The organism is Flavobacterium ginsengiterrae, assembly GCF_039539785.1.
Classification (GTDB): domain Bacteria; phylum Bacteroidota; class Bacteroidia; order Flavobacteriales; family Flavobacteriaceae; genus Flavobacterium; species Flavobacterium ginsengiterrae.
In genome coordinates this window covers 1,627,194-1,650,928 of sequence record NZ_BAABDU010000003.1, presented here as the reverse complement: position 1 = coordinate 1,650,928, position 23,735 = coordinate 1,627,194, and the positions used below count along the sequence as shown (strand labels likewise).

23 protein-coding genes are annotated in these 23,735 nt (G+C 33.0%); 9 read left to right on the top strand and 14 right to left on the bottom strand.

Features of this window, described 5'->3' with window-relative positions; translation table 11 throughout:
- Window positions 1-18: 18 nt before the first annotated feature.
- The 6 genes from ABD859_RS10105 to ABD859_RS10080 form a co-directional block, all read right to left on the bottom strand.
- Window positions 19-615, bottom strand: a complete 597-nt coding sequence (locus ABD859_RS10105; RefSeq protein WP_345143689.1) for a hypothetical protein — start codon at window positions 613-615, stop codon at window positions 19-21.
- A 20-nt stretch (window positions 616-635) separates the two neighbouring features.
- Window positions 636-1,649, bottom strand: a complete 1,014-nt coding sequence (locus tag ABD859_RS10100) for a 2-hydroxyacid dehydrogenase (protein WP_345143686.1) — start codon at window positions 1,647-1,649, stop codon at window positions 636-638.
- A gap of 77 nt (window positions 1,650-1,726) precedes the next feature.
- On the bottom strand, window positions 1,727-2,041 hold the full coding sequence (locus ABD859_RS10095; RefSeq protein ID WP_345143684.1) for a hypothetical protein: 315 nt from the start codon (window positions 2,039-2,041) through the stop codon (window positions 1,727-1,729).
- Window positions 2,042-2,051: 10 nt separating this feature from the next.
- Window positions 2,052-2,681 carry a pentapeptide repeat-containing protein gene (locus ABD859_RS10090; RefSeq protein WP_345143682.1) on the bottom strand — a complete coding sequence of 210 codons (630 nt, stop codon included), beginning with the start codon at window positions 2,679-2,681 and terminating at the stop codon, window positions 2,052-2,054.
- Window positions 2,682-2,754: 73 nt separating this feature from the next.
- Window positions 2,755-3,525 carry a hypothetical protein gene (locus tag ABD859_RS10085; RefSeq protein WP_345143680.1) on the bottom strand — a complete coding sequence of 257 codons (771 nt, stop codon included), beginning with the start codon at window positions 3,523-3,525 and terminating at the stop codon, window positions 2,755-2,757.
- A gap of 59 nt (window positions 3,526-3,584) precedes the next feature.
- Window positions 3,585-4,535 carry an SMI1/KNR4 family protein gene (locus ABD859_RS10080; RefSeq protein WP_345143678.1) on the bottom strand — a complete coding sequence of 317 codons (951 nt, stop codon included), beginning with the start codon at window positions 4,533-4,535 and terminating at the stop codon, window positions 3,585-3,587.
- A 415-nt stretch (window positions 4,536-4,950) separates the two neighbouring features.
- Between ABD859_RS10080 and ABD859_RS10075 the strand changes: the two genes are divergently transcribed.
- The gene (locus tag ABD859_RS10075; RefSeq protein WP_345143675.1) at window positions 4,951-5,391 is read left to right on the top strand and encodes a hypothetical protein; all 441 of its coding nucleotides are present in this window, start codon (window positions 4,951-4,953) and stop codon (window positions 5,389-5,391) included.
- Window positions 5,392-5,429: 38 nt separating this feature from the next.
- On the opposite strand, the gene ABD859_RS10070 is transcribed toward ABD859_RS10075, so the two are convergent.
- Window positions 5,430-5,813 (bottom strand): hypothetical protein, encoded by a 384-nt coding sequence (locus tag ABD859_RS10070; RefSeq protein ID WP_345143672.1) that lies wholly within the window; start codon window positions 5,811-5,813, stop codon window positions 5,430-5,432.
- Window positions 5,814-6,018: 205 nt separating this feature from the next.
- Here ABD859_RS10070 and ABD859_RS10065 point away from each other — a divergent pair, with 205 nt between their 5' ends.
- Window positions 6,019-6,762, top strand: a complete 744-nt coding sequence (locus ABD859_RS10065; protein WP_345143669.1) for a hypothetical protein — start codon at window positions 6,019-6,021, stop codon at window positions 6,760-6,762.
- A gap of 30 nt (window positions 6,763-6,792) precedes the next feature.
- Here ABD859_RS10065 and hemL read toward each other — a convergent pair whose 3' ends face one another.
- From hemL to ABD859_RS10045, 4 genes are all read right to left on the bottom strand, one after another.
- A complete protein-coding gene (gene hemL / locus ABD859_RS10060) occupies window positions 6,793-8,079 on the bottom strand; it encodes a glutamate-1-semialdehyde 2,1-aminomutase (RefSeq protein ID WP_345143666.1) in 1,287 nt (428 codons plus the stop codon).
- Between the two features lie 103 nt (window positions 8,080-8,182).
- Window positions 8,183-9,085 (bottom strand): glucosaminidase domain-containing protein, encoded by a 903-nt coding sequence (locus tag ABD859_RS10055; RefSeq protein ID WP_345143663.1) that lies wholly within the window; start codon window positions 9,083-9,085, stop codon window positions 8,183-8,185.
- Window positions 9,078-9,986: a 1-aminocyclopropane-1-carboxylate deaminase/D-cysteine desulfhydrase gene (locus tag ABD859_RS10050; RefSeq protein ID WP_345143661.1), complete on the bottom strand. Its 909-nt coding sequence runs from the start codon at window positions 9,984-9,986 to the stop codon at window positions 9,078-9,080. The genes ABD859_RS10055 and ABD859_RS10050 overlap by 8 nt, the downstream gene beginning before the upstream one ends.
- Window positions 9,983-10,318: a hypothetical protein gene (locus tag ABD859_RS10045; protein ID WP_345143659.1), complete on the bottom strand. Its 336-nt coding sequence runs from the start codon at window positions 10,316-10,318 to the stop codon at window positions 9,983-9,985. Before ABD859_RS10045 ends, ABD859_RS10050 begins: the two co-directional genes overlap by 4 nt.
- A 116-nt stretch (window positions 10,319-10,434) precedes the next feature.
- On the opposite strand from ABD859_RS10045, the gene ABD859_RS10040 reads away from it, so the two are divergent.
- The 5 genes from ABD859_RS10040 to ilvA all read left to right on the top strand — a co-directional run bounded on the left by ABD859_RS10040 (window position 10,435) and on the right by ilvA (window position 16,519).
- Window positions 10,435-10,617, top strand: a complete 183-nt coding sequence (locus ABD859_RS10040) for a C1orf53 family protein (RefSeq protein ID WP_345143656.1) — start codon at window positions 10,435-10,437, stop codon at window positions 10,615-10,617.
- Window positions 10,618-10,630: 13 nt separating this feature from the next.
- Entirely contained in the window at window positions 10,631-11,605 is a 975-nt protein-coding gene (locus ABD859_RS10035; protein WP_345143653.1) for a 2-hydroxyacid dehydrogenase, read from the top strand.
- Window positions 11,606-12,423: 818 nt separating this feature from the next.
- Window positions 12,424-14,400, top strand: a complete 1,977-nt coding sequence (locus tag ABD859_RS10030; RefSeq protein ID WP_345143651.1) for a urocanate hydratase — start codon at window positions 12,424-12,426, stop codon at window positions 14,398-14,400.
- Window positions 14,401-14,427: 27 nt separating this feature from the next.
- On the top strand, window positions 14,428-14,967 hold the full coding sequence (locus tag ABD859_RS10025; protein WP_345143648.1) for a DUF4136 domain-containing protein: 540 nt from the start codon (window positions 14,428-14,430) through the stop codon (window positions 14,965-14,967).
- A 307-nt stretch (window positions 14,968-15,274) separates the two neighbouring features.
- A complete protein-coding gene (gene ilvA / locus ABD859_RS10020) occupies window positions 15,275-16,519 on the top strand; it encodes a threonine ammonia-lyase IlvA (protein ID WP_345143646.1) in 1,245 nt (414 codons plus the stop codon).
- 76 nt (window positions 16,520-16,595) lie between these two features.
- Here ilvA and ABD859_RS10015 read toward each other — a convergent pair whose 3' ends face one another.
- Window positions 16,596-19,004: an RICIN domain-containing protein gene (locus tag ABD859_RS10015; RefSeq protein WP_345143644.1), complete on the bottom strand. Its 2,409-nt coding sequence runs from the start codon at window positions 19,002-19,004 to the stop codon at window positions 16,596-16,598.
- A gap of 377 nt (window positions 19,005-19,381) precedes the next feature.
- On the opposite strand from ABD859_RS10015, the gene ABD859_RS10010 reads away from it, so the two are divergent.
- Window positions 19,382-19,765: a group III truncated hemoglobin gene (locus ABD859_RS10010; RefSeq protein WP_345143642.1), complete on the top strand. Its 384-nt coding sequence runs from the start codon at window positions 19,382-19,384 to the stop codon at window positions 19,763-19,765.
- Between the two features lie 10 nt (window positions 19,766-19,775).
- Here the strand turns inward: ABD859_RS10010 and ABD859_RS10005 are convergent, their stop codons facing one another.
- Window positions 19,776-20,858 carry a DKNYY domain-containing protein gene (locus ABD859_RS10005; RefSeq protein ID WP_345143640.1) on the bottom strand — a complete coding sequence of 361 codons (1,083 nt, stop codon included), beginning with the start codon at window positions 20,856-20,858 and terminating at the stop codon, window positions 19,776-19,778.
- A 230-nt stretch (window positions 20,859-21,088) separates the two neighbouring features.
- Between ABD859_RS10005 and ABD859_RS10000 the strand changes: the two genes are divergently transcribed.
- Window positions 21,089-22,843 carry an aromatic amino acid hydroxylase gene (locus tag ABD859_RS10000; RefSeq protein WP_345143638.1) on the top strand — a complete coding sequence of 585 codons (1,755 nt, stop codon included), beginning with the start codon at window positions 21,089-21,091 and terminating at the stop codon, window positions 22,841-22,843.
- Between the two features lie 236 nt (window positions 22,844-23,079).
- Here the strand turns inward: ABD859_RS10000 and ABD859_RS09995 are convergent, their stop codons facing one another.
- A complete protein-coding gene (locus tag ABD859_RS09995) occupies window positions 23,080-23,709 on the bottom strand; it encodes a DUF4230 domain-containing protein (RefSeq protein WP_345143637.1) in 630 nt (209 codons plus the stop codon).
- Window positions 23,710-23,735: the final 26 nt, after the last annotated feature.

Below are 23,735 nucleotides of genomic sequence, written 5' to 3'. Positions count from 1 at the left end.
TTTATTTTTGTCTTTAAATTAAAACGAATACTTCTCCATTTTCTTATCATAAATATCAAGCACTTTTGTACTTTCTTTCGGAACTTCACCATTCCATTTCTCTTCTATAGATGGATTTGAAGGATATTTTCCGTTTTTCATTTTTACCAAATGAAATAAACCGCCGCTTTTCATTAAAAGATCATAAAACTTTTCTGTTGACGAAGTTGTAACATAAATTGGAAAATCAGTTACCGAGAATTTACTAATTAAACTTCCGTCGTTATTTAAAATAAAACCGGAACAGCCTCCGCTTCCGCAGAAATATGAATTAGAGAAACCAACAAAATATTCATCTTTCTGATCGTTGTTTAAATCAAAAGCTTCATAATAAAAATAGCACTCTTCTTTAGACATTACTTTAAGATCGTTTTTCAATAAAACTTTTAACTGTTTTTTAATCAATTGAACCGCTTTATCATCTTTTGATACAGCATTACTCAAATTCGCCGTTCCGCCAAGTGTTTTCGATAACGTATCTTGAACAATTGTTTTTACAATGTTTTTTGAATCGTTTTTGCTTTGGCATCCGTTCAACACCAAAATTCCGATTAGAACTAAAGTTATATTTTTCATAATCGTGGTTTTTAAATTTTCTAGACTAATAAAGCTGCTTTGTTTTCAATGTCATTTTGAGTCAATAAAGACTTTATATTATTAAATGTCACAAGAGCAATTTGAGTTAAAGCTTCATTCGTAAAAAACGCCTGATGAGCGGTAACCAAAACATTAGGAAAACTCATTAAACGCTGAATATTATCATCCTGGATAATATCTTCTGAAAGATCTCTGAAAAACAGTTTTTCTTCCTGTTCATAAACATCAATTCCGAGATAGCCAATTTTTCCTTCTTTCAAACCTTCAATAACCGATGCTGTTTCTATTAATCCACCGCGGCTGGTATTGATTATCATAACGCTGTCTTTCATAAATGTCAGCGAAGTTTTATTGATTACATGTTTCGTTTGATCGTTCAGCGGACAATGAAGCGAAATAATATCACTTGATTTAAAAATTTCTTCTAAGCCAACAAACGAAACGCCGTCTTTAATCATTTCATCGTTCGTAACAATATCATAAGCCAAAACTTTACAACCAAAACCTAAAGCTATCTTAGAGAATGCTTTACCAATATTTCCTGTTCCAATAATTCCGATTGTTTTTCCAAATAAATCAAAACCTAATAATCCGTTTAAAGAAAAATTTTGTTCACGAACACGATTATACGCTTTATGTGTTTTTCGGTTTAAAGTTAAAATCATAGCCATTGCATGTTCTGCAACAGCTTGCGGCGAATAAGCCGGAACACGGCACACTTTTAAATTATACTTTTTAGCCGCTTCAAGATCAACATTATTAAAACCGGCACAGCGAAGTGCAATAATTTTTACCTTTTTTTCTGCCAATTGTTTAATAACCGTTTCGTTTACAATATCATTTACAAAGACGCAGACAATCTCACATTCTTCAATTAAAGCGACAGTCTGCGGATTTAATTGTGTTTCGAAAAAATCTAATGCAAAACCAAAATCAGCGTTGTATTTATTAAAGAAAGCTTTGTCATAAGGCTGAGTCGAAAAGAAGGCTATTTTATTACTAGCAATGTTCATAGAATTTGATTTTGAATAAGTACTACTTAAAATTAAGAAATAAATTTTAAATGGATATGATGAGCTTGTTTCAAATTCTAAATTAGATCATCAAAAAAATCCATCGCAACTGCAACTTGTGGAATTTCGCTTTTAAGGTTCTCATTATCTGAAATATCTTTTAAGGATAATTTCGTATCATGAATTTCAAATTCAATTACCCTTTTTTCCTTTGTAAAAAGAATTCCATGTTCACCATTATTATCGTCTTCACAATATGCTATCAATAAAATGTTTTCAACTTCAAATTCAGCATTTTTCAAAGTCTCCCTTAAATCTAGCCATTCTGTTTTTAAAAGCTCTGTTAGTTCCTCAATTTCCAGTTTGTATAATTCTATTTCCTTATCTGTCATTTTTTAATTCTTACACCGTAGCCCATTCAGGTATATCCATTTTTTCAAATTGAGAAGAATGTGGACTATTTAATCCTTCAAGTTTTACGCCTCTAAAATCACAGTTTATGAATTTTGTGTTTTCAAAATTGCAATTGATAAATTTTGAAGCTCTAAATTCAACTCTATTAAAAATAGCATTAGTAAAATTACAATTCTTAAACTTTACTCTTCTGCCTCCATATTCTAATCCCAAAGTACCAGCATTAAATTGAACAGATGCAAAATTGCAATCTTCACACACTGCATCATCCATATTTACAATTATTTTAGAATAAGAAAAATTACAGTTTAATATTTCTGCTTTAAACATTGTCGACCTGTCTAATTTTGCTTTAAAAAAGTTCACATTATTTAAATAAGCATTATTAATACTGCCGCTTATTTCACAATGAGATAAGTCTACATTAAGGAAATTTACTTTATAGAAATTCAAATCTTTAATTGCCATGACCGCAGATGGACCAATAACAATTCCAGTTAAATCAACATTTTCAATAATTTTATTTCCATTTTTGATAGTCTCAATTTCTTTTTTAATCATTTCAAGATATTGATCATTGTACCAGCGATCTATCAATTCTTTTTTCTTAAATACCATATATTAAATTCTACTATGAAATTTATTAACTTACCATATATATCAATTAAACAACAAACCTCTGCATCATTTTTTATTCTATCAAACCAACTTCCTTCAAATAATTAAAACCTTCCATCTCTTGGAAATAGTGTTTATGTTTTTTACTCGGAATACTAATTAATCCATACGGAACATCAAAAGTCTTTAATCTTTTTATGCAAATTTTTAATAATGGAGAAACTCGTGATGAATTCCAATCAATTATATCATTCCATTCGCTATAAATAGGCAGGTATCTTTCGGGATTGTACGCAATTTTATGTATCGGGATTCCTAATATTTCGACATCATCAGAATCTAATTCGAGAATATTCAACATACAATCAATTTTTTCTTGTTCATTTGAAATCCAATTAGAAATGTGTCGGTTATATTCTATTTTTTCAAATTCAGTTTTCGCATAAGAATCCGGTTTGATCCATAATCCCGCTTTACCTTTTATAACCAAATTATCTAATAAAGCCCCTGTACTTATTGTTAAAACATCTGAACATTTTACGTTATCAAGCAGCAAATTTTTTACAGATACTCCAGATCTTATGGCAAACAAGCTTATCACTTTGCAATTTGAAAAAGTACAATCAGCAATTTCTATATTGGTTAATTTTAGTTTTGGAAATGGATTATATATATTTTTATCCCATGGAATTCCGGGACCAATATCAAAGGTCATTTGTTTTTGATTTTTAAATTCTCGATTTTCTAAAATCAAAAAATCATTATTACCATTTTTTATAAATTCCTTATTTATATCTAAAAGTTCAGGATATCTTTTTTCTAGTTCATTTTTTAATACAAACATTATTCAATTTAATTTTTAGAATGGCAAAATCATGATGAATGTCCTTATTCAATTGCTGTTTATGTCTCCGCTATACCTCCAAGACAAACGACTTTATTATTTTTCAGTTTAATCTCCAAACCATGTTCATTATCTAAATCATAATTAATTAGAATTTGTATAGTATTCTTCTTTAAAATTCTCACATACTTCAAATCCCTCATGTATTCAAAATGTTCATCTACAGTATGAATGTTAAGAGGTTCTTTTCCTGACAGTCCAGAATCTTCATAATATTTTGCATAGATTTTTTTATATCTATCAAATGCCTTACTTTTTATTTCAATTAAAATCTCATCTAGATTATCCAGAAAACTCTTTAAAGTTTTTTCAAAACTATCTAATTCTCTTTTTGTTGGAAGTTCATCAATCTCTTCTCCTTCATCATCAAATTCTTCTCCTAAAAAGATTGTAATTTCATCACTCGTAAAATCGGGTAATTTTAAAAGTTTTTCTGCAGAAATTCCCGCCCAGTCTTGTTCGACCTGACCCCAGAATGTATGCTCCACAATTTTTCTATTTTCAATTTCTTCAGATTTACTTTCTTCAAGAGAGTTTATAAAATCACCAAAAGATTCTTCAATCAAAACTGGATTAAATTCTTCTTCATCACGATCAAAAAAATAAATTTTACTGTCAGAAATATTAATACAGACATAATTTCCTTCCCAATTCATTGCAAAAGGAATTAGTATAGAGGGAACCTCATTATTTTCCCACTCTTCAATTACTCTGCCTGGAAGAGAAAAAGAGGGATCATTACGGAATTCTTTGTTAAAAAGAATTGAAATAAAATCGCTTATTTCAAAACTCAATTTATCATTTTTCCAAAATGTTTTTTCTGGCTCTCCTCCATTATATTGTAAATAATGTTCTCTAAATTCTTTAGGAAATTTAAAATTTAACACCTCTTCAATCTGAGCAAATTCTATTTCCGAAATCGGCTTTTCACAATTAAAAAACTTTATCATTAAAACGGTTTATTTTTTTATGTTATTTAATATAATTTTTGAAGGATTTTTATCGCCAGCAAAAAATTAGGATCACACCAACTTTTCTACAAAAGGTTTTGCATTTAAATGAGAAAAAATTAGACATTTTAAATATAAATCAATCCTCAAGTTTCTAAAAATTTTCGAAAAATTGGATTAGGAATAAATCACCTTTGATTCAAATTGTTTCTTTGGTCCAGCCATCAATATTTTATTTAATGAAATTAAACAAATCTAAAGACAATATAATTTTAAGAATTCCACAATACGGCATAATAATAACATTATAAGCCGATTAATGGTTTAATTTATTTAAAAAACTACAATTCTTACACTCTTTTAAACCAATTCAGTTTAATATAGTCTAACCTCTATAACCTTAAAAAAACAAATCATGAAAAAATTATGTATCGCAGCTCTGTTATTTGTTGGAATAGCAGGCTTTGCACAAGAAACAAATCAAAAACCTGCACGCGAACAAAGAGAGAGACTAACTCCGGAACAACGCAATGAAAAGCAGTTACAAAAACTGACTTCTGAATTAAATCTTGATGCTAATCAACAAACTCAGGTTAAACAATTATTAGCTGACAGAAGCGCAAAAGCAGAAAAATTTAGAGAAGAAAGAGCAGCAAAAAAAGATAATAACACCAAACCAACTGCTGCAGAAAGAGAAGCTTTTAAAAATGAATTAAAAGCTGAAAAAGAAGCCAACGATGCTAAAATGAAATCTATTTTGAATGCTGACCAATATACAAAATGGAAATCTATTCAGGAAGAAAACAAGGAAAAAGCTAAAGATAGAATAAGAGAATATCGAAAAGATAAAAACTAAAATACTTTAGAAAAAGAGGCCGTTAAAGCCTCTTTTTTTTATTTATTCTTTGGAATCAGAACAGAAATATCATACCCAAAATCTGAAAACATTTTTAATCCGTCAAGCGGTTCTAATTTATTATCACCAGTCCATCCTGCTTTTTGCCCATACAAAATGCATTCTTTAATATATTTTGGTCGATTCAGATTAATAATCTCTTTTTCTCCAGTTAATGTATTGAGAATCGGGAATCCAGCATTTAAAGGATAACCGATCATAGGATCATCCCAAGTTAAAAAGTTTATCAATAATGGTGTTTGTTTAAAACCACTTAAAAATATTTTAATAACTATTAATCCCTCCTTTGTTGCTGGATTCACTCCTGCTTGCTTACTATACAAAAAAACATTTTCTCCTATAATTATTTTTCTTAATCCCATTTTTACAACTATTATTAGATACACAAATCTAAATCACTTCTTACTTAAAATTAGCCCAGATAAGGCATAACAACAACAGTATAAGACATAAATTAAAATTTAAAAATTTAAGACTTTCTGTTAAATAAAAGATAAATCTGACAATCTCATTAAACTTAATAAATCTGCTGAAGTCTAATTGCTATAACCTTTAAAAAAACGAAAAATGAAAAAAGTATTTATCGCAGCTTTATTATTCGTTGGAATAGTAAGTTTTGCACAAGACATCAATCAGAAGCCGCAACGTGATCAACGAGAAAAATTAACTCCGGAGCAACGCAATGAGAAACATCTGCAAAAATTAACTTCTGATTTAAACTTAGACGCCAAACAACAAGAGCAGGTAAAACAGCTTTTAGCAGAAAGAAGCGCGAAAGCAGAAAAGTTTAGAGATGCCCGAAAAGACAACAAAACAAAACCAACTGCTGAAGAAAAAGAAGCTTTTAAAAAACAAATGAAAGCTGACAAAGAAGCTAATGATGCTAAAATGAAATCGATTTTAAACGCTGATCAATACACAAAATGGACGGCCCTAAAAAAAGAACATAAAGACCACAAAGGTAAAGATGGTCATAGAGGACATTTTAAATCACCGCAAGAAAGAGATCAGGCGCATTTGCAAAAAATAACAACTGACTTAAACTTAAATGCAGATCAGCAAAAACAAGTTGGCGAACTTTTATCTGAAAGAAGTACAAAAATAGAAATGCTTAAAAAAAGCCGAAGAGATTCTGGTGTACAGCCAACTGAAGCTGACAAAAAAGCCATGAAAAAACAAATGGAAGAAGATCACAAGGCTTATGACAAAAAAATGAAATCGATTCTAAATGCAGATCAATACAAAAAATGGACTGCGATTCAAAAAGAACGAAAAGAGAAAATGAAAGAATACAAAAAAGATAAAAAATAAAAAAAGAGGCTTAAAGCCTCTTTTTTGTTATTAGAATGTTTTCGAAACTTTATCGATCGCATTAATGGTAAAATCTAAATCTTCATAAGTCAAAGCATCTGTAATAAACCATGTTTCGTATGCTGAAGGCGCAATATAAACACCTTCCTGCAATAATCCGTGGAAGAATTTTTTAAACGTTTCATTATCACCTTTTGCTGCAGTTTGAAAGTCCGTAACTGGATTTGCATCAAAGTGAACAGAAATCATAGAACCCACTCTATTGATTGTAAAAACAACATTATTTGCTTTTAAAACTCTATCAATTCCTGCTTCTAAATAAGCTGTTTTTTCTTCTAAACGAGTAAAGATTTCTCTGTCATTATCCAATGCTTTTAACATTGCCAATCCAGCTGCCATTGCTAACGGATTTCCAGATAATGTTCCTGCTTGGTAAACAGGTCCAAGTGGCGCTAAATGATTCATGATTTCCTCTCTCGCAGCAAAAGCTCCAACTGGAAGTCCACCACCAATAACTTTTCCGAAAGTCACGATATCAGCATCAATTCCATATAATTCCTGAACACCACCGCGAGCTAAACGGAAACCTGTCATTACCTCATCAAAAATCAATAAGATTCCGTTTGCAGTACACAAATCTCTTAAACCTTGCAAGAAGCCTTCTTTTGGCACAATACAGCCCATATTTCCGGCAACAGCTTCTATAATAATCGCAGCAATTTCGCCTTTATTAGCTTCAACAAGCGTTTTTACATTTTCTAAATCATTGTATTTTGCCAGCAAAGTATCTTTTGCAGTTCCTTCTGTAACTCCTGGACTATTCGGCGAACCAAAAGTTACTGCCCCACTTCCTGCCTGAATCAAAAATGAATCTGAATGTCCGTGGTAACAACCCGCGAATTTGATAATTTTATCTCTTTTTGTAAATCCACGAGCTAGACGAATCGCACTCATACAAGCTTCTGTACCTGAGTTTACAAAACGAATTTTATCAATATTCGGAACCATAGAAACGGCCAAAGCAGCAATTTCAGTTTCCAATTCTGTCGGCATACCAAATGAAGTTCCTAATTTTGCTTTTTCGATTACGGCATCAACCACAGGCTGATATGCGTGACCTAAAACCATTGGCCCCCAAGAGTTAATATAGTCGATTAATTTATTTCCATCTTCATCGTACAAATAAGCACCTTTGGCACTTTTTACAAAAATTGGAGTTCCTCCTACTGCTTTGAAAGCGCGAACTGGTGAATTTACTCCTCCTGGAATTACTTTTTCTGCTTCAGCAAAAAGCTGGCTGCTTCTTTTATATAACATTTTTATTTTAGATTTTAGAGTTCAAATTTTAGATTAAAACTGAAAACTTATTTTTTATTTTTTAGATTATTTAAACTGAGACTGAACACTAAAAGCTGAACACTTATTTCACTTTAAGTCTCTGTCCTATCGAAATAGCATTATCGGTCAGGTTATTTTTTCGCTTTAAGTCATCAACTAATAAATTGAATTTCTTTGAGATAGAATATAAAGTATCTCCTTTTTGAACTTCATATAAATTCGGATCATTAGAGTTCATATTAATCTTAGGATCTGAATAAACAACTGAAGTTGAAGTTCTCGTTGGAGCCGTTTTGTTAATCGCAACATACGTTTTACCCGTAACCTGACAATCGTATTGATGCAGATTATAACGTTCGATATAACTGATTAATTTATCTGGATAATTCGGATCGGTTGCATAACCACAAGCTCTTAAACCTTTTGCCCACGCTTTGTAATCGTCTTTTTCGTATTTAAAAAGTGATTCATATCTTTTCTTTCCAACCAAAAATAAAGCATGATCTCTATACGATTCTGATGCCTGAGGATATTTTCTAAAACATTCCTGAGCCGAATCGTCATCATGACGAACGCTTTCTCCTAGCCAGTCTTTATGACATTTTATTCCAAAATGATTATTCGCTTCTACAGCCAAATCACCGCGTCCTGCACCCGATTCTAAAATTCCCTGAGCTAAAATAATACTTGCTGGAATTCCGTACGTTTTCATGTTGCCCACCGCAATTTCTTGGTATTGCAGAATATAATTATTGATTAAATCGCTGGTTACAACTGTTTTTGAAGTAGATTGAATAACCTCAGTTGTATTATTTGTAGAAGGATAATTTTTACCAATTGGTTTTGCCGGAGTTGTTTTTTTCGTTGCTGCAACTCTTGGCCTTTGTACAGCCGCCGCTTTTTTAGTCGTCGCGATTGCAGGCTTGCTCGAAGAACAGCTTGCCAAAGCCAATATTACGAGAAGTAATACAATTTTTTTAATCATTTTTTTTGAGTATTGGTAATTTCTTCTGCTTCAATTTCAAATTCATGCCCTCAATTCCCTGCAGTCCGCCGGTATGAATGAGTAAAATTTTCGAATTGTCAGGAAAATAATTTTTGCCGATTAAATCTATAACGCCAAAAACCATCTTTCCCGTATAAATTGGATCTAAAGGCACTTTTGTTTCTTCTAAAAAAGAATTAATAAATTCAATTAATTCTAAATTTACCTTGCCATAACCTCCAAAATGATAGTCAGAAACTAAATTCCAGTTATCTTTTTTTGCAAAAATACGAATTTCATCTTGTAAAAAGTCACCTTTTAACGCCGGAAAGCCTAAAATCTTCTGATTTTGTATCGAACTATTAATTAAACCCGAAATCGTACCACCCGTTCCGACAGCGCAGCAAACGTAATTAAAAACAGAATCTTCATCGGTTAAAATCTCTTCGCAGCCTTTTACAGCCAGTTCGTTTGTACCGCCTTCGGGAACCAAATAAAAGTCTCCAAACTTGTCTTTCAGCTTTTCTATAAAAGATGTTTCGTTTTTTAAACGATAATCTTCTCTTGAAACAAACTCGAATTTCATTCCGTTTTCCTGAGCGAATTTCAGCGTTGGATTTTCTTCAATTTTATCAAAAAGTTCGTCTCCGCGAATGATTCCGATCGTATTAAATCCTTGTTCTTTTCCGGCATATGCAACTGCTGCGATATGATTCGAAAATGCACCGCCAAAAGTCAATAACGTATTTTTATTTTCGGCTTTCGCCTGAAGTAAATTGTATTTCAGTTTTCTAAATTTATTCCCTGATACAAACGGATGAATTAAATCTTCGCGTTTAATAGTCAAAGAAATAGCATTAGGAAACTGAATATTTATAGATTGATTGAAAACAGGATTCATTTTAATTTGATATAATTTAAAAACTGAAAAAAAGATCGGTTTTTTAAATAATTTAAGTCTCTTTCTTTGGTATAAGCTTCTCTTTCAAAACTAATATTTCGATAAGCCAAAGCTCCATTTTTATACTGAATCAAACGGATTAGATATTCTAAAAAATACCAGATAAAAAACGGAATTATTAAAAGTTCTAATTGCTGTTTTAAATGTATTTTTTCGTGATTAACAAAAACCGCATTTGTTTTATCTACATCATATTTCATTAAAACAAACGGAAATACAGCCATCCCTCGATATCCTTTCGGAATTAAATATTTAGCAACAATCAGAAACATTGGCTGTAAAATTTATAAATTTGTAGCTATAAAATTGTTCGATTTCAATAAAATCATAATCAAATATTTATATTTTTGATTTTAGTTTGTTTGAAAAATGAACGCGAAGCAGATTTATGAAAGAGCAAAGTAATGAAAATAAATTAATCGAAGGTGAAGATTTCTATTATACGCCCGAAGGTTATAAATGCTTTACCGAAAAACACCATTTAAAACGCGGTTATTGCTGTAAAAGCGGCTGTCGTCATTGTCCTTACGGATATGATAAAAAAACAGGACAAATAAAAAAATCGTTATAAGAATTACAATCAAATGAAAGTTTTTATAAATAAAAATATACCCGAAGCCGGCATTAAGCTGCTTCAGGAAAAAGGAATTAACTTTACTATAAATCCAACTGAGAACGTTTTATCAAGAGAAGATTTTATAAAAATCTGTCAGGAACATGATGCACTTTTGAATGTTGGAACTAATAAATTAGATGAAGATTTTTTTAATCAATGTCCAAATTTAAAAGGAATTGCCCTTTTTTCTGTCGGATTTGATTCAGTTAATATTCCGTCAGCAAACAGTAGAAAAATTCCCATCGGAAATACGCCTGATGTTTTAAGCAGAGCGACGTCTGATGTTGCTTTTTTATTAATGCAAAGCGTTGCAAGGAAATCATTCTTTAATCACAAAAGAATTTTAAATGACGAATGGGGAAGTTTTGATCCATTATCAAATTTAGGACAGGAACTTTACGGTAAAACTTTAGGGATTTTCGGTTTAGGAAGAATTGGTTTTGAAATGGCTAAAAAGTGTAAAGCCGCATTTGGAATGAAAATCATATATCACAATCGTTCTCATAATCAAGAAGCTGAGAAAGAACTTGACGCAAAATCTGTAGATTTTGAAACCTTACTTTCCGAAAGTGATGTTTTAAGCGTTCATTCAAATTACAGCGAAGAAAACAACGAGATTTTCAATAAAAATACTTTTGCCAAAATGAAATCGAATGCGATTTTCATCAACACGGCAAGAGGAAAATTTCATAATGAAGATGATTTATTCGAAGCTTTAACTAATAATATCATCTGGGGCGCTGGACTTGATGTTACAAACCCAGAACCAATGAAAGCCGATAATCCGTTATTATCGCTTCCGAATTGCTGTGTTCTGCCGCATATTGGTTCAGCAACATACGAGGCCAGAAACGGAATGGCAGTTTGTGCTGCACAAAATATAATAGCGCTTTTTGAGAACAAAAAAATGCCGTTTTGTGTGAATGAGGAAGTTTATATTTAATGAGATAATGTGTCAATTTGGGAATTAGATAATTATTTTGAAATCCAAAGTTTTTATCCCGAAGCTTCGGGACCAAATTCCAATTAAAATTAATGTTTGGCTCCGCTGGAGCTTTTGTGTGGATAAATGTGATTTTCTATAAAAATTTCGTCTTTCCAAGGCTTTTATATTAAGAACTCTTTAATCTATGTTTTTCCAGTCTTAAAAAAAACTCCGGAGGAGTTAAATATTTATAGAAAACAAAAATACACACAGGAATTAAAGCCCCAGCGGGGCGACATATTTTTAAGATAAAATGAATTAAAACATAGTTAGAAAAAAATCTAAAATCAGAAATCTAAAATTAATTATATGGATATTCGTTCAAGAAAATTTAAGATTACGATTTACAAGTCGTATCACAGGTCGGATATCCGTTATCCCTAGTCATTTTAATTAGATAATGTGCCAATTTGGGAATTAGATAATTATTTTGAAAATTCCAAGTTTTTATCCCGAAGCTTCGGGACCAAATTCCAATTAAAATTACTATTTCGCTCCGCTGGAGCTTTTGTGTGGATGAATTTGATTTTCTATAAATGTTTCGCCTTTCCAAGGCTAAAAACTTCATTCAAAATTAATTGTATAGAATTACATTCGCATGCAAAATTTAAAGCTGAAAAACTCCGGAGGAGTTACATATTTATAGAATTACAATATTAGTATATAAGAAAAAGCCCCAGCGGGGAGACATATTTATTAAATAACAATAAAATATTTGCCCACAGAAACTAAACCTTAGAGGCTTAGAATCTGAGCAACTTAGCACCTCAAAAAAAATGACTTTCAAAGAACAAATACAACAAGGAATTCCTTCAATATTACCGCCTAAACAGGCTTACGATCCAGCTATTAATCATGCACCAAAACGAAAAGAAATTCTTTCGGCAGAAGAAAAAAAACTGGCATTGAAAAACGCTTTACGTTATTTTGATCCAAAACACCACGCTGAGTTAATTCCTGAATTTTCAGAAGAATTAGAAACTTACGGACGTATTTATATGTATCGTCTTCGTCCAGATTATAAAATGTACGCAAGACCAATTGACGAATATCCTGGAAAATCATTGCAGGCAAAAGCAATTATGCACATGATTCAGAACAATCTGGATTATGCTGTAGCACAGCATCCGCATGAGTTGATAACTTATGGAGGAAATGGAGCGGTTTTCCAAAACTGGGCGCAATATTTATTGACGATGCAATATTTGTCTGAAATGACAGACGAGCAAACTTTAACGATGTACTCAGGTCATCCGATGGGGTTATTCCCTTCGCATAAAGAAGCGCCGAGAGTTGTCGTAACAAACGGAATGGTAATCCCAAATTATTCTAAACCTGATGATTGGGAAAAAATGAATGCTTTAGGCGTTTCGCAATACGGACAAATGACAGCGGGAAGTTATATGTACATTGGTCCACAAGGAATTGTACACGGAACTACGATTACGGTTTTGAATGGTTTTAGAAAAATAAAACAAAATCCAGAAGGAAGTTTATTTGTAACTTCTGGTTTGGGCGGTATGTCTGGCGCACAGCCAAAAGCTGGAAACATTGCGGGTTGTATTACGGTCTGCGCCGAAGTGAATCCGAAGATTACAAAAATTCGTCACGAACAAGGCTGGATTAATGAAATTGTAACCTCAACCGAAGAATTAGTTGCGAGAGTAAATTCGGCGAAAGCCAAAAAAGAAACCGTTTCTATAGCTTATTTAGGAAATGTAGTTGATGTTTGGGAATGTTTCGACAAAGAAAACATCAAAATTGATTTAGGTTCTGATCAGACTTCACTTCATAATCCATGGGCTGGAGGTTATTATCCGGTTGGAATTTCGTTTGAAGACGCGAACAAAATGATGGCTGAAAATCCAGAATTATTCAAAGAAAAAGTTCAGGAAACGTTACGTCGTCACGCAGATGCAATTAACAAACATACTGCAAAAGGAACTTACTTTTTTGATTACGGAAATGCCTTTTTATTAGAAGCTTCTCGTGCTGGTGCCGATGTTATGGCTTCAAATAATATCGATTTTAAATATCCAAGTTACGTTCAGGATATTATGGGGCCAATGTGTTTTGATTACGGTTTCGGTCCTTTCCGTTGGGTTTGTACTTCTGGAAATCCAGAAGATTTATTAAAAACAGATACAATTGCGTGTCAGGTTTTAGAAGAAATGGCTAAAACGGCTCCAAATGAAATTCAGCAACAAATGCAGGATAATATCAAATGGATTAAAGGCGCGCAGGAAAATAAACTCGTTGTAGGTTCTCAAGCTCGTATTCTTTATGCAGATGCTGAAGGAAGAATCAAAATTGCAGAAGCGTTTAACCAAGCGATTGTAAAAGGCGAAATTGGCGCTGTGGTTTTAGGACGCGATCATCATGATGTTTCGGGTACAGATTCTCCGTACAGAGAAACTTCAAACATTTATGACGGTTCTCGTTTTACTGCCGATATGGCCATTCATAATGTGATTGGAGACAGTTTTAGAGGAGCAACCTGGGTATCAATACATAACGGCGGCGGCGTTGGCTGGGGAGAGGTTATAAACGGTGGTTTTGGTATGGTTCTTGATGGTTCTAAAGAGGCTTCAAAGCGTTTAACATCAATGCTTTTCTGGGATGTTAACAACGGAATTTCGCGTAGAAGCTGGGCTCGAAATGAAGGTGCTGTTTTTGCTATAAAACGTGCCATGGAAGTAGAACCTTTACTAAAAGTAACTTTACCCAACTTAGTTGACGAAAGCTTGCTTTAACAAACATGAACATTTAATTTTAATACTATGAGAACTTTCAAACTAATTCCTGTCTTTTTGCTTTTGGTACTTGCTTCCTGCAGCAGTGTTACGGTATATTCTGACTACGATAAAAATGTAGATTTTGCGCCTTATAAAACGTATGCTTTCTTTAAGCCCGGAATTGATAAGGTTGAGATTTCTGATTTGGATAAGAGAAGAATTCTTCATGCAATTGACAATGAAATGCAGGCTAAAGGTTTAACTAAAAGTGAAAATCCAGACTTATTGGTAAACATTTTTACTAAATCAAGAGAACAAGTTAATGTAAATCAATTTAGTGCCGGCTGGGGTTACGGCTGGGGCTGGGGTTGGAATCCGTGGATGATGTACGGAGGAAACCAAACTACTGTTTCTACTTCTACAGAAGGAACTTTATATATAGATTTAATCGACGCTAAAAAGAAAGAAATGATCTGGCAAGGTGAAGGTCAAGGAACTCTAACAAGAAACATTGATAAAAAAGATCAAAAAATCGCTGAATTTGTAAACAAAATTTTAGCGCAATATCCGCCAGTAAAAAAATAATTTTAAGTACATTTGTTTTTCAAACAAGAAAAAATGACAAATTTTAATAACATTATTATCGCTATTATCAGCATTATTGCAATTCAGCAGTAATGGCGAGGTGTTATATAAATAAGTAAACATACAATTTATGAAACCTCCCAAAACTGGGAGGTTTTTTTATTTTAAATAATTAAAAAGTCAGCCACGAATTGCACGAATTGGCACTAATTTTAAAATATAATTTGCCACAGATTTCACAGATTAACATGGATTCAAATCTTTAATAATCCTTTTAATCTGTGGCAAAAAACAAAAACAAACCATTATGGATTTATTCAACGAAGTATTACACGCCAAAAAGCAGCTTGAAAATGTAGTTGCCTCTACTCCGCTTACTCAAAACCTAAATCTTTCAGACGAATTTGAAGCTAATATTCTGCTAAAAAGAGAAGATTTACAAATTGTTCGTTCCTATAAAATTAGAGGCGCATACAATAAAATTTCCTCTTTAAGAGAAAAAGAAAAAGCTAACGGAATTGTTTGTGCAAGTGCAGGAAATCATGCGCAGGGAGTTGCTTATTCTTGTAATCTTCTAAAGATAAATGGCAAAATTTACATGCCGAAAACCACTCCAAAACAGAAAGTAAAACAAGTACAATTGTTTGGAAAATCGTTTGTTGAAATTGTTCTTACGGGAGATACTTTTGATGACGCTTATGCTTCGGCAACAGCAGACGCTATTAAAAATCACAAGACTTTTATTCATCCTTTTGATGATGAAAAAGTGATTGCCGGGCAAGGAACCGTTGGTTTAGAAATTCTCGACACTTATGCAGCACCAATCGATTACGTTTTTGTGCCAATTGGTGGCGGCGGATTGGCTTCTGGTTTGTCTGAAGTTTTTAAACATTTAAGTCCGCAGACTAAAATAATCGGCGTTGAACCCAAAGGTGCGCCTTCTATGAAAACTTCTATTGAAGAAAATAAAAATACAGCTTTAAAAACGATCGATAAATTTGTGGACGGTGCCGCTGTAAAACAAGTCGGTGATATGACTTTTGAAATCTGTAAACAAAATCTTCATGATATTATTCTGGTTCCCGAAGGAAAAGTCTGCACCACAATTTTGAGATTGTATAATGAAGAAGCAATGGTTGTAGAACCCGCCGGAGCTTTGACAATTGCAGCTTTGGATTTTTATAAAGAAAAAATAAAAGGTAAAACCGTTGTCTGTGTTGTAAGCGGCAGTAATAACGATATTGAAAGAACAGCCGAAATCAAAGAACGTTCTTTACTTTACGAAGGTTTAATGCATTATTTTATGATTCAGTTTCCGCAGCGTCCAGGTGCTTTAAAAGAATTTGTAAATAACATTTTAGGTCCAGATGATGATATTACTTATTTTCAATTTCATAAAAAAAACAATCGCGAAGTAGGTTCTGTGGTCGTTGGCTTAGAATTAAAAAACAAAAACGATATTATGTCTATCAAAATAAATATGACACAAAACGGATTCGAATTTCAATATTTAAACGACAATCAAGATTTATTCACACAATTGATTGGATAAAATAAAAGGCTGTCTAAAATTTAGACAGCCTTTTACAACCAAATATAAAATTACTAATTGAATCCTAGATTTGCAATTACTGCTTTAAGACTTTTTTAGAATAAGTTCCCTCGTTGTCATTTACTTTCACAATGTAAACTCCTTTTGAAAGTCTCGAAACTTCAATTTCAGAAATATTTCCTTTTACAAAACTTATATTTTTATTTAAAATAAGTTGTCCAGCCGTATTGAATATCTGCACATCTGCATTTCCTTCATGACTGGTTTTAATTTTTAAATGATTACTTGCTTCATCAATAAAAATAGCCATATCGGTTGTATTTTCCTCTTCCAAAGGAGTTGCTGCTAAAGCCTTTTTTGCCGTAGATTCAACTTGAACAAACTGCCATTGCTGATTTAATCCGCCCGTATATGCCCAAACTTGAATATTCGCTCCGTTTGCAGTCGAAACACTTTCAACATCAAGTGATTTGCCCGTGTTTACATTCGTGATTTTATAGTAACCAGTTCCAAGGTTTGCAACTGTCCATTTAAATTCATTAGAAGATGTAAAAGTTCTCTGCTGTACTTTTAATCCATCAGCAGTTCCGTTGCTTTCTACTGCAAGATACATTCCCGTAGATTTTACAATGATATAATAATTACCGCTTCCGTCAGAAACAAATTTCCAACGCTGGTTATTTCCTCCTCCATTTGTAATATCATATTGCTGAATTCTGCTGCCACTTGTCGTTGCATTATCAGCAACGTCTAAACCTTTATTGCTGTTTCTTGAAATGATATTATAATAGCCTGGAAATCCTGTAGTACTCGCATTTACCGTAATGGCACTTGTCGCTGTTTTTGCACCGTCTACAGTTGTAACCGTAATTGTTGCATTTCCTGCAGCAACTGCAGAAACCAATCCGTTTGAATTTACTGTGGCAACAGCTGTATTGCTTGAACTCCAATTTACAGCAGTATTAGTTGCATTACTTGGAGAAACTGTCGCTGTTAACTGCTGCGTCTGTCCAGTCGTAATGGTTGAAGAAGTCGGATTTACACTTACACCTGTAACCGCAATAGGACTCGAAGTTCCCCAATTGAAAGTAACTGCCGAAGAACCTGGAACAGCATAATTAAATGCTGATGATCCCGAAACTACTTTTATTGTATTTGATGATCCGCTTGTGTTGTAAAGTACAAGAGCCGTTGTTCCGTCAGGATTTTTGAAAGCAACTGAAAGAATACTGCCGCTTGTACTTGAAGCGCCGATTCTTACCGCTCCCGGTTTTACAAATTTTGAAATCTGCCCGATAATGTAATAAGCAACATTTCTAGTGTAACTTGTGCTATTGTTAACCGTAATAGCTCCTAAACAAGTTGTACATCCTCCAGGAGTTCTTGGGCCAAAACTTGGATTATTGGCTGCATTCCATTCTAAAACTGTTTTAGACCAGTTTGTTGTACTTCCAATAACTACGTTTTGCATATGCCAGCCAAAATCCCCGCCAAAGTTACCGCCAGCACCTGTATATTGCTCTGTAAAATAAACATTTTTATTAGTCGCATTTTTTACCGTTGACATAGCTGAGATATTCCCTAAATATAAGTGAAACGCAGCACCATCGACATAAGAACTATTATTTAAAACATCAATCGGATAAGCTGTATTATCGCAGTTATGATCGAAAGCAATAATTTTGACATTTCCAAAACCTGCCGATGCCATTTGAGGCCCTAATTGCTGATTGATAAAATTCTTTTGTTCTGTAGAATTCATCAGCATACTTGGTTCGTTATGCGGGTTTTCTGGTTCGTTTTGAGGTGTAATTGCCCAAATCGGAATTCCCTGCGCCTGCATTGCCTGAAGGTATTTTACAAAATATCTGGCATAAGCCGCATAATATTGTGTCTGCAGACTTCCTCCTATCCATGAGCCGTTGGTTTTCATCCAGCGCGGAGCCGACCAAGGTGTTGCCAAAATTTTAATATTTGGATTGATCAGCTGGATTTTTTTGATAATCGGAATTAGATACGTTAAATCTGGTCCGTTTAAACTAAAGTTGTTCATATTCGTATCTCCAGAAGTTTCGTTATAACTGTAAGAAGAACTGCTTAAGTCTGACGCAGCAATACTAATACGAACTACACTAGCGTTTAATCCTGTAGTTGGATTGTATAAATCGTTTAATAATTGATTTTGCTGTGTCGCTGCCATTCCGCTGATCACTTCGCAGCTTCCTTCAGTAAGCGTGTAACCAAAACCATCCATAGTCTGGTAAGTGGTTCCTGCATTAACAGTAACTGTAGAGGGGTTTGTTCCCGAGTTTGTTCCGAAACTTACAGAAGACTGCTGCTGTAATAATCTTGATTGATCGCCAGAGGTTATAAATGGCGTTACCGTCTGTGCATTAGTTTTTGTACTAAATAAAAGCAGCATAATGATAAAATTCATCATGGCAAACTTTACTCGATTTGTAGGTTTTTGAGTAGTTTTGTGCATTTTTTTGTGGTTTTTTAGATAGTTAAACTTTTCTCATTTTATTATGATATTTTTTATTAAAACGTATCAAAAGTACTATCATTCTCACGAAATCGATATATATCCACCTCTACAAATACACATCATTTGTAAAAATTAACTTAACAAAAACTTATCTGATAAAAAAACAAACACTTGACTATCAATACACTACAAAAACAAAAAGCACAAAAAATCTTACTTAACAATTCGGTAAAATTCAAAATCTAAAAACGATGAGTTTTTAAAACCTGTAAATTCTCTTTTGCCTTGAAATTACAGCTTGTTAAATGACAAATATCATGGATTAACCAAAGAGTTATGTTGTATTTTTGCGTTTTATATTATTTCGCAAAATCATGGAAACTCTTAAAGATATAACCACAATAGAAGATATTAAACAAATGGTCGATAGTTTTTACGGAAACGTGAGAAAAGACGAACTTATCGGACCTATTTTTAATGACAAACTGCAGGATCGCTGGGAACCGCATTTACAAAAAATGTATAATTTCTGGCAGACGATTTTGTTTGATGTACGTGCTTATTCTGGAACACCTTTTCCGCCGCACAAACAACTGCCTGTAGATAAAACGCATTTTGACCGCTGGATTGCTATTTTTAATTCAACTATTGATTCGCAATTTGCAGGACCTATTACTGAAGAAGCTAAAATGCGCGCAACAAACATGGCGTTTATGTTTAGCCATAAAATTGAATATTTTAGAAATCAGGGATTATAATATCAATGTTTTATTTTATGGATGCTATAATTTGTCCGTTTTTATATTGATTTTCGCCGTCTTCCCATGTTCCATATTCTGACGAGAATTTGAATTTTTCAGGATTTGATCCTTTTAGAATCGTATCTTCAAAATACACACTTTGGTTGTCTTTAGAATATTGATCTGAAAGAATTTCGAAGTTTGAAGAGTCTGCTCCGGCAATTTTTTTGAAATTATAATAAACGCCATTTTTGTCTTTTGAAAAATCATATCGTAATGATTCAAAACTTTCCGCATCAATTTCGGGATAGATTACGCCTTTGTCAATCAAAAGATTATTAACTTTAATTCGCCAATAATCAATTTCTTGAATTAATGTAATAGAATCAAAAGTATTGATTTCAAACTCAGCTTTTGTAAAAGCAGAAACAACTGAATTACCAATTCTGGCGTACGTTTCGTTTATAGCATGAATTTCGCCTTCAATCATTTTGTGTTTTTGGATAACCTCATCGACCTCAATCATTTCATTTCCTTCTCCTCTAAAGTTGAGAATTGCATAAATAAAATCAGCATCAACGGCAATTGTATCGTTTAAAGGCCTAAAAGTTTCTGGATTTACGTTGATTCTTTTATTTTTATAATAAACAGAATGAGCATCTTTAAACCAATAATAACGTCGGTAATCTGTAATCGACGGATCTAATAACTGATAGGTTTTAGGATCAGCATCATGGATTATTTCTAACTCATTAAAGTTTCTTCCATCTCGGCTGTAAACATGATTTTTGTCTTTAATGAGATAAAAATAATTCACTTCAAAAGTATCATAATCAACCTGTTGCTTTCTTCCTTTCCAGAAAATATTATTTTTATCTTTTCCGAAATCAACATTTAAAGGCTGAAAAGTAGCAACATCTGCATCTAACTCAAAATAGCCCAATTCGAACCAATTTCCCATTGGAGAATAAACGATTATATTTTTTCTGTAATGATGAAAATAAGAATTCGATACATCCAAATTTACAGGTTTTCCGATTTTAAAAAACAAATATCTAAAACCTAAAACAATCAGAATGATTATGGCTAAAACGATTAAAATAACTTTCATAATTATGGATTGGGACTGAAATGACAGCAAGTGTAAAACTAACCATTTTCTTGCAAGAAACATTTAGTCTTAATAAAGAAAGAAAAAATCTCAAAATGATTTTTATATCAAAGCCTTCAAATTAAAGATTGCGCAAGAAAACGTTCTTATTTTTAAAAATCTATTTAGAAAAAATTTATTTTAGTACTTGAAATTCGTAATTTTACATTTTAATCTACAACGTTTTCGAAATGAATCCAAATATTGAAACTAATCCGCTTTTAGATCGATTGCCTAAACATTTACAGCAATTCATTAAACCACAAGATTATAGTGATTATACTCCGATTAATCAGGCGGTTTGGCGTTACGTGATGCGCAAAAATGTGGATTATCTTTCTAAAGTAGCACACAGTTCATATTTGGATGGATTAAAGAAAACCGGAATCGAAATTGATTCAATTCCAAGTATGTACGGGATGAATCGCATTTTAAGTGAAATAGGCTGGGCGGCGGTTGCAGTTGATGGATTTATTCCCCCAAATGCTTTTATGGAATTTCAGGCGTATAATGTTTTGGTTATTGCTTCAGATATTCGTCAGTTGGAACACATCGAATATACTCCTGCTCCAGACATTATTCACGAAGGTGCCGGCCACGCTCCTATTATTGCCAATCCAGAATATGCTGAATATTTGAGACGTTTTGGTGAAATTGGCTGTAAAGCGATTTCTTCTCATAAAGATTACCAAATGTATGAAGCGATTCGACTGCTTTCAATTCTAAAAGAAGCGGAAGATACGCCACAAGAAAAAATAGATGAAGCCGAAAAAGCAGTTGCTGATCTCCAAAATAATATGGGCGAATTGTCTGAAATGGCTCAAATTAGAAACCTGCATTGGTGGACGGTAGAATACGGTTTAATCGGAACGGTCGAAAATCCGAAAATTTATGGTGCAGGACTTCTTTCTTCTATTGGCGAAAGTGCACACTGTATGACGGATAATGTGAAAAAAATCCCTTATGATATTTCGGCAGCCAACCAAAGTTTTGATATTACACAATTACAGCCTCAATTATATGTTACTCCGACATTCTCTTATTTGAGTTTGATTTTGGAAGAATTTGCCAATAAAATGGCTTTACGTACGGGAGGTTTATCTGGAATTCAGAAATTAATTCAATCGAATGCTTTAGGAACAATTGAATTAAGTACTGGTTTACAGATTTCAGGAGTTTTCACTAATGTTATTGAAGAAGATCATAAACCAGTTTACATTCAGACAACTGGAAAAACAGCTTTGGCTTACCGCGAAAAAGAATTGGTTGGCCACGGAACTTTAACTCATCCGCACGGTTTTGGAAGTCCGATTGGGAAATTGAAAGGTTTTAATCTTGCGATTGAAGATATGAGTCCGAAAGATTTACAAGCTTACAGCATTGTCGAAAATGAAACGGTAAAGCTTGAATTTGAAGGCAATATTATTGTTGAAGGTGAAATCATAACCGGTTCCCGAAATCTTCACGGAGAAATTATTTTAATCAGTTTTAAAAACTGTACGGTAACTCATGGCGAAACTGTTTTGTTTCAGCCGGAATGGGGAAATTATGATATGGCAATTGGTAAAAAAGTCGTTTCTGCTTTTTCTGGTCCTGCCGATGTAAATAGTTTTGACTTGATTAATATTGTTCCGACAACTCAAACTATTAAAGCAAAGCACACAGACGAACGTGATGAATTGGAAAATTTATATGCGTCTGTTCGTGATATTCGTGTAAACAAAAAATCAACTGCAGAGCTTCAAAATATCTTTAATAAATTAAAAGAAAATCATAAAAATGACTGGCTGCTTTCTGTTGAAATTGCTGAGCTTTTAAAAGATTCTTCAGATTCTCTTTTACAGGAAGTTCTTTCATATTTAGAGCAATTGAAAGAAAGACGTAAAGAAGTTGCACATTTAATTTCTGGCGGTTTAGATCTGATTTTTTCTACTGCTAAAGTTTAGAGTTTTTTTGCCGGAAAGGTACTTTTTGCCACAAAGGCGCAAAGGCACAAAGTTCATTTTCTCAGTATTGTCATTTCGACGAAGGAGAAATCTCCGCAAGCAGCTCGACAAAGTTTTTCCTAATCTTTGTAGAATATTGTCGCGGAGATTTCTCCTTCGTCGAAATGACAACCAGTGAGTAACTTTTAGTAGATTAAAATAAAAAACTTAGCGTCTTAGCGCCTTTGTGGCAAAACTCATAACTTAAGATCTTCTGTAAACTCTTTTTCCGATTCGATAGTTTTTCCGTTGTATTGAAGTGTCCAGCCCATTGAATTGGTTAGAATTAAAATCTTAGACAATTCGCTTATTAAACGGTTTTGGGCATTTTTTTTAAGAGAAGAGTTTTCGATCTTCTTTGCAAGATTGGCTTTTACCGACTTATTAATTTTATTGTAATCGTCTCCCGTAAACGGATTCAGTTTACTTTGTTCAACATCATAAAACTTAATATCGGGATTGATTTTAATTTCTTCTTTTGGAATATTTAAAATCGTAATCGTTTTGTTTTTTTCATCAATATCATATTTCATTTGATGTAAATCGTACGCAACTGTAACGTCAGCATTTACGACAATTAAAGCTTTCTTTTCAAAGGAAAGCATGTCAAGAAAATATTTTTGCTGGTTTTTATACGTTACAACTTCAGAGAAATGTCCTTCGGTTACAACCAATTTCCCAACATTCAAAATCTGCTGCTGAATTAGATTGGTATTGTATTCCATATCAGAATCATCTTCTTTTTTGAATTGGCAGTATTTAAACGCCAAAACAATCAGTACAACAATTACCGTGATTCCTAAAATTCTCTTGATCAAGTTTTGCATTCTCTAAAATATTTTAGACCAAATTA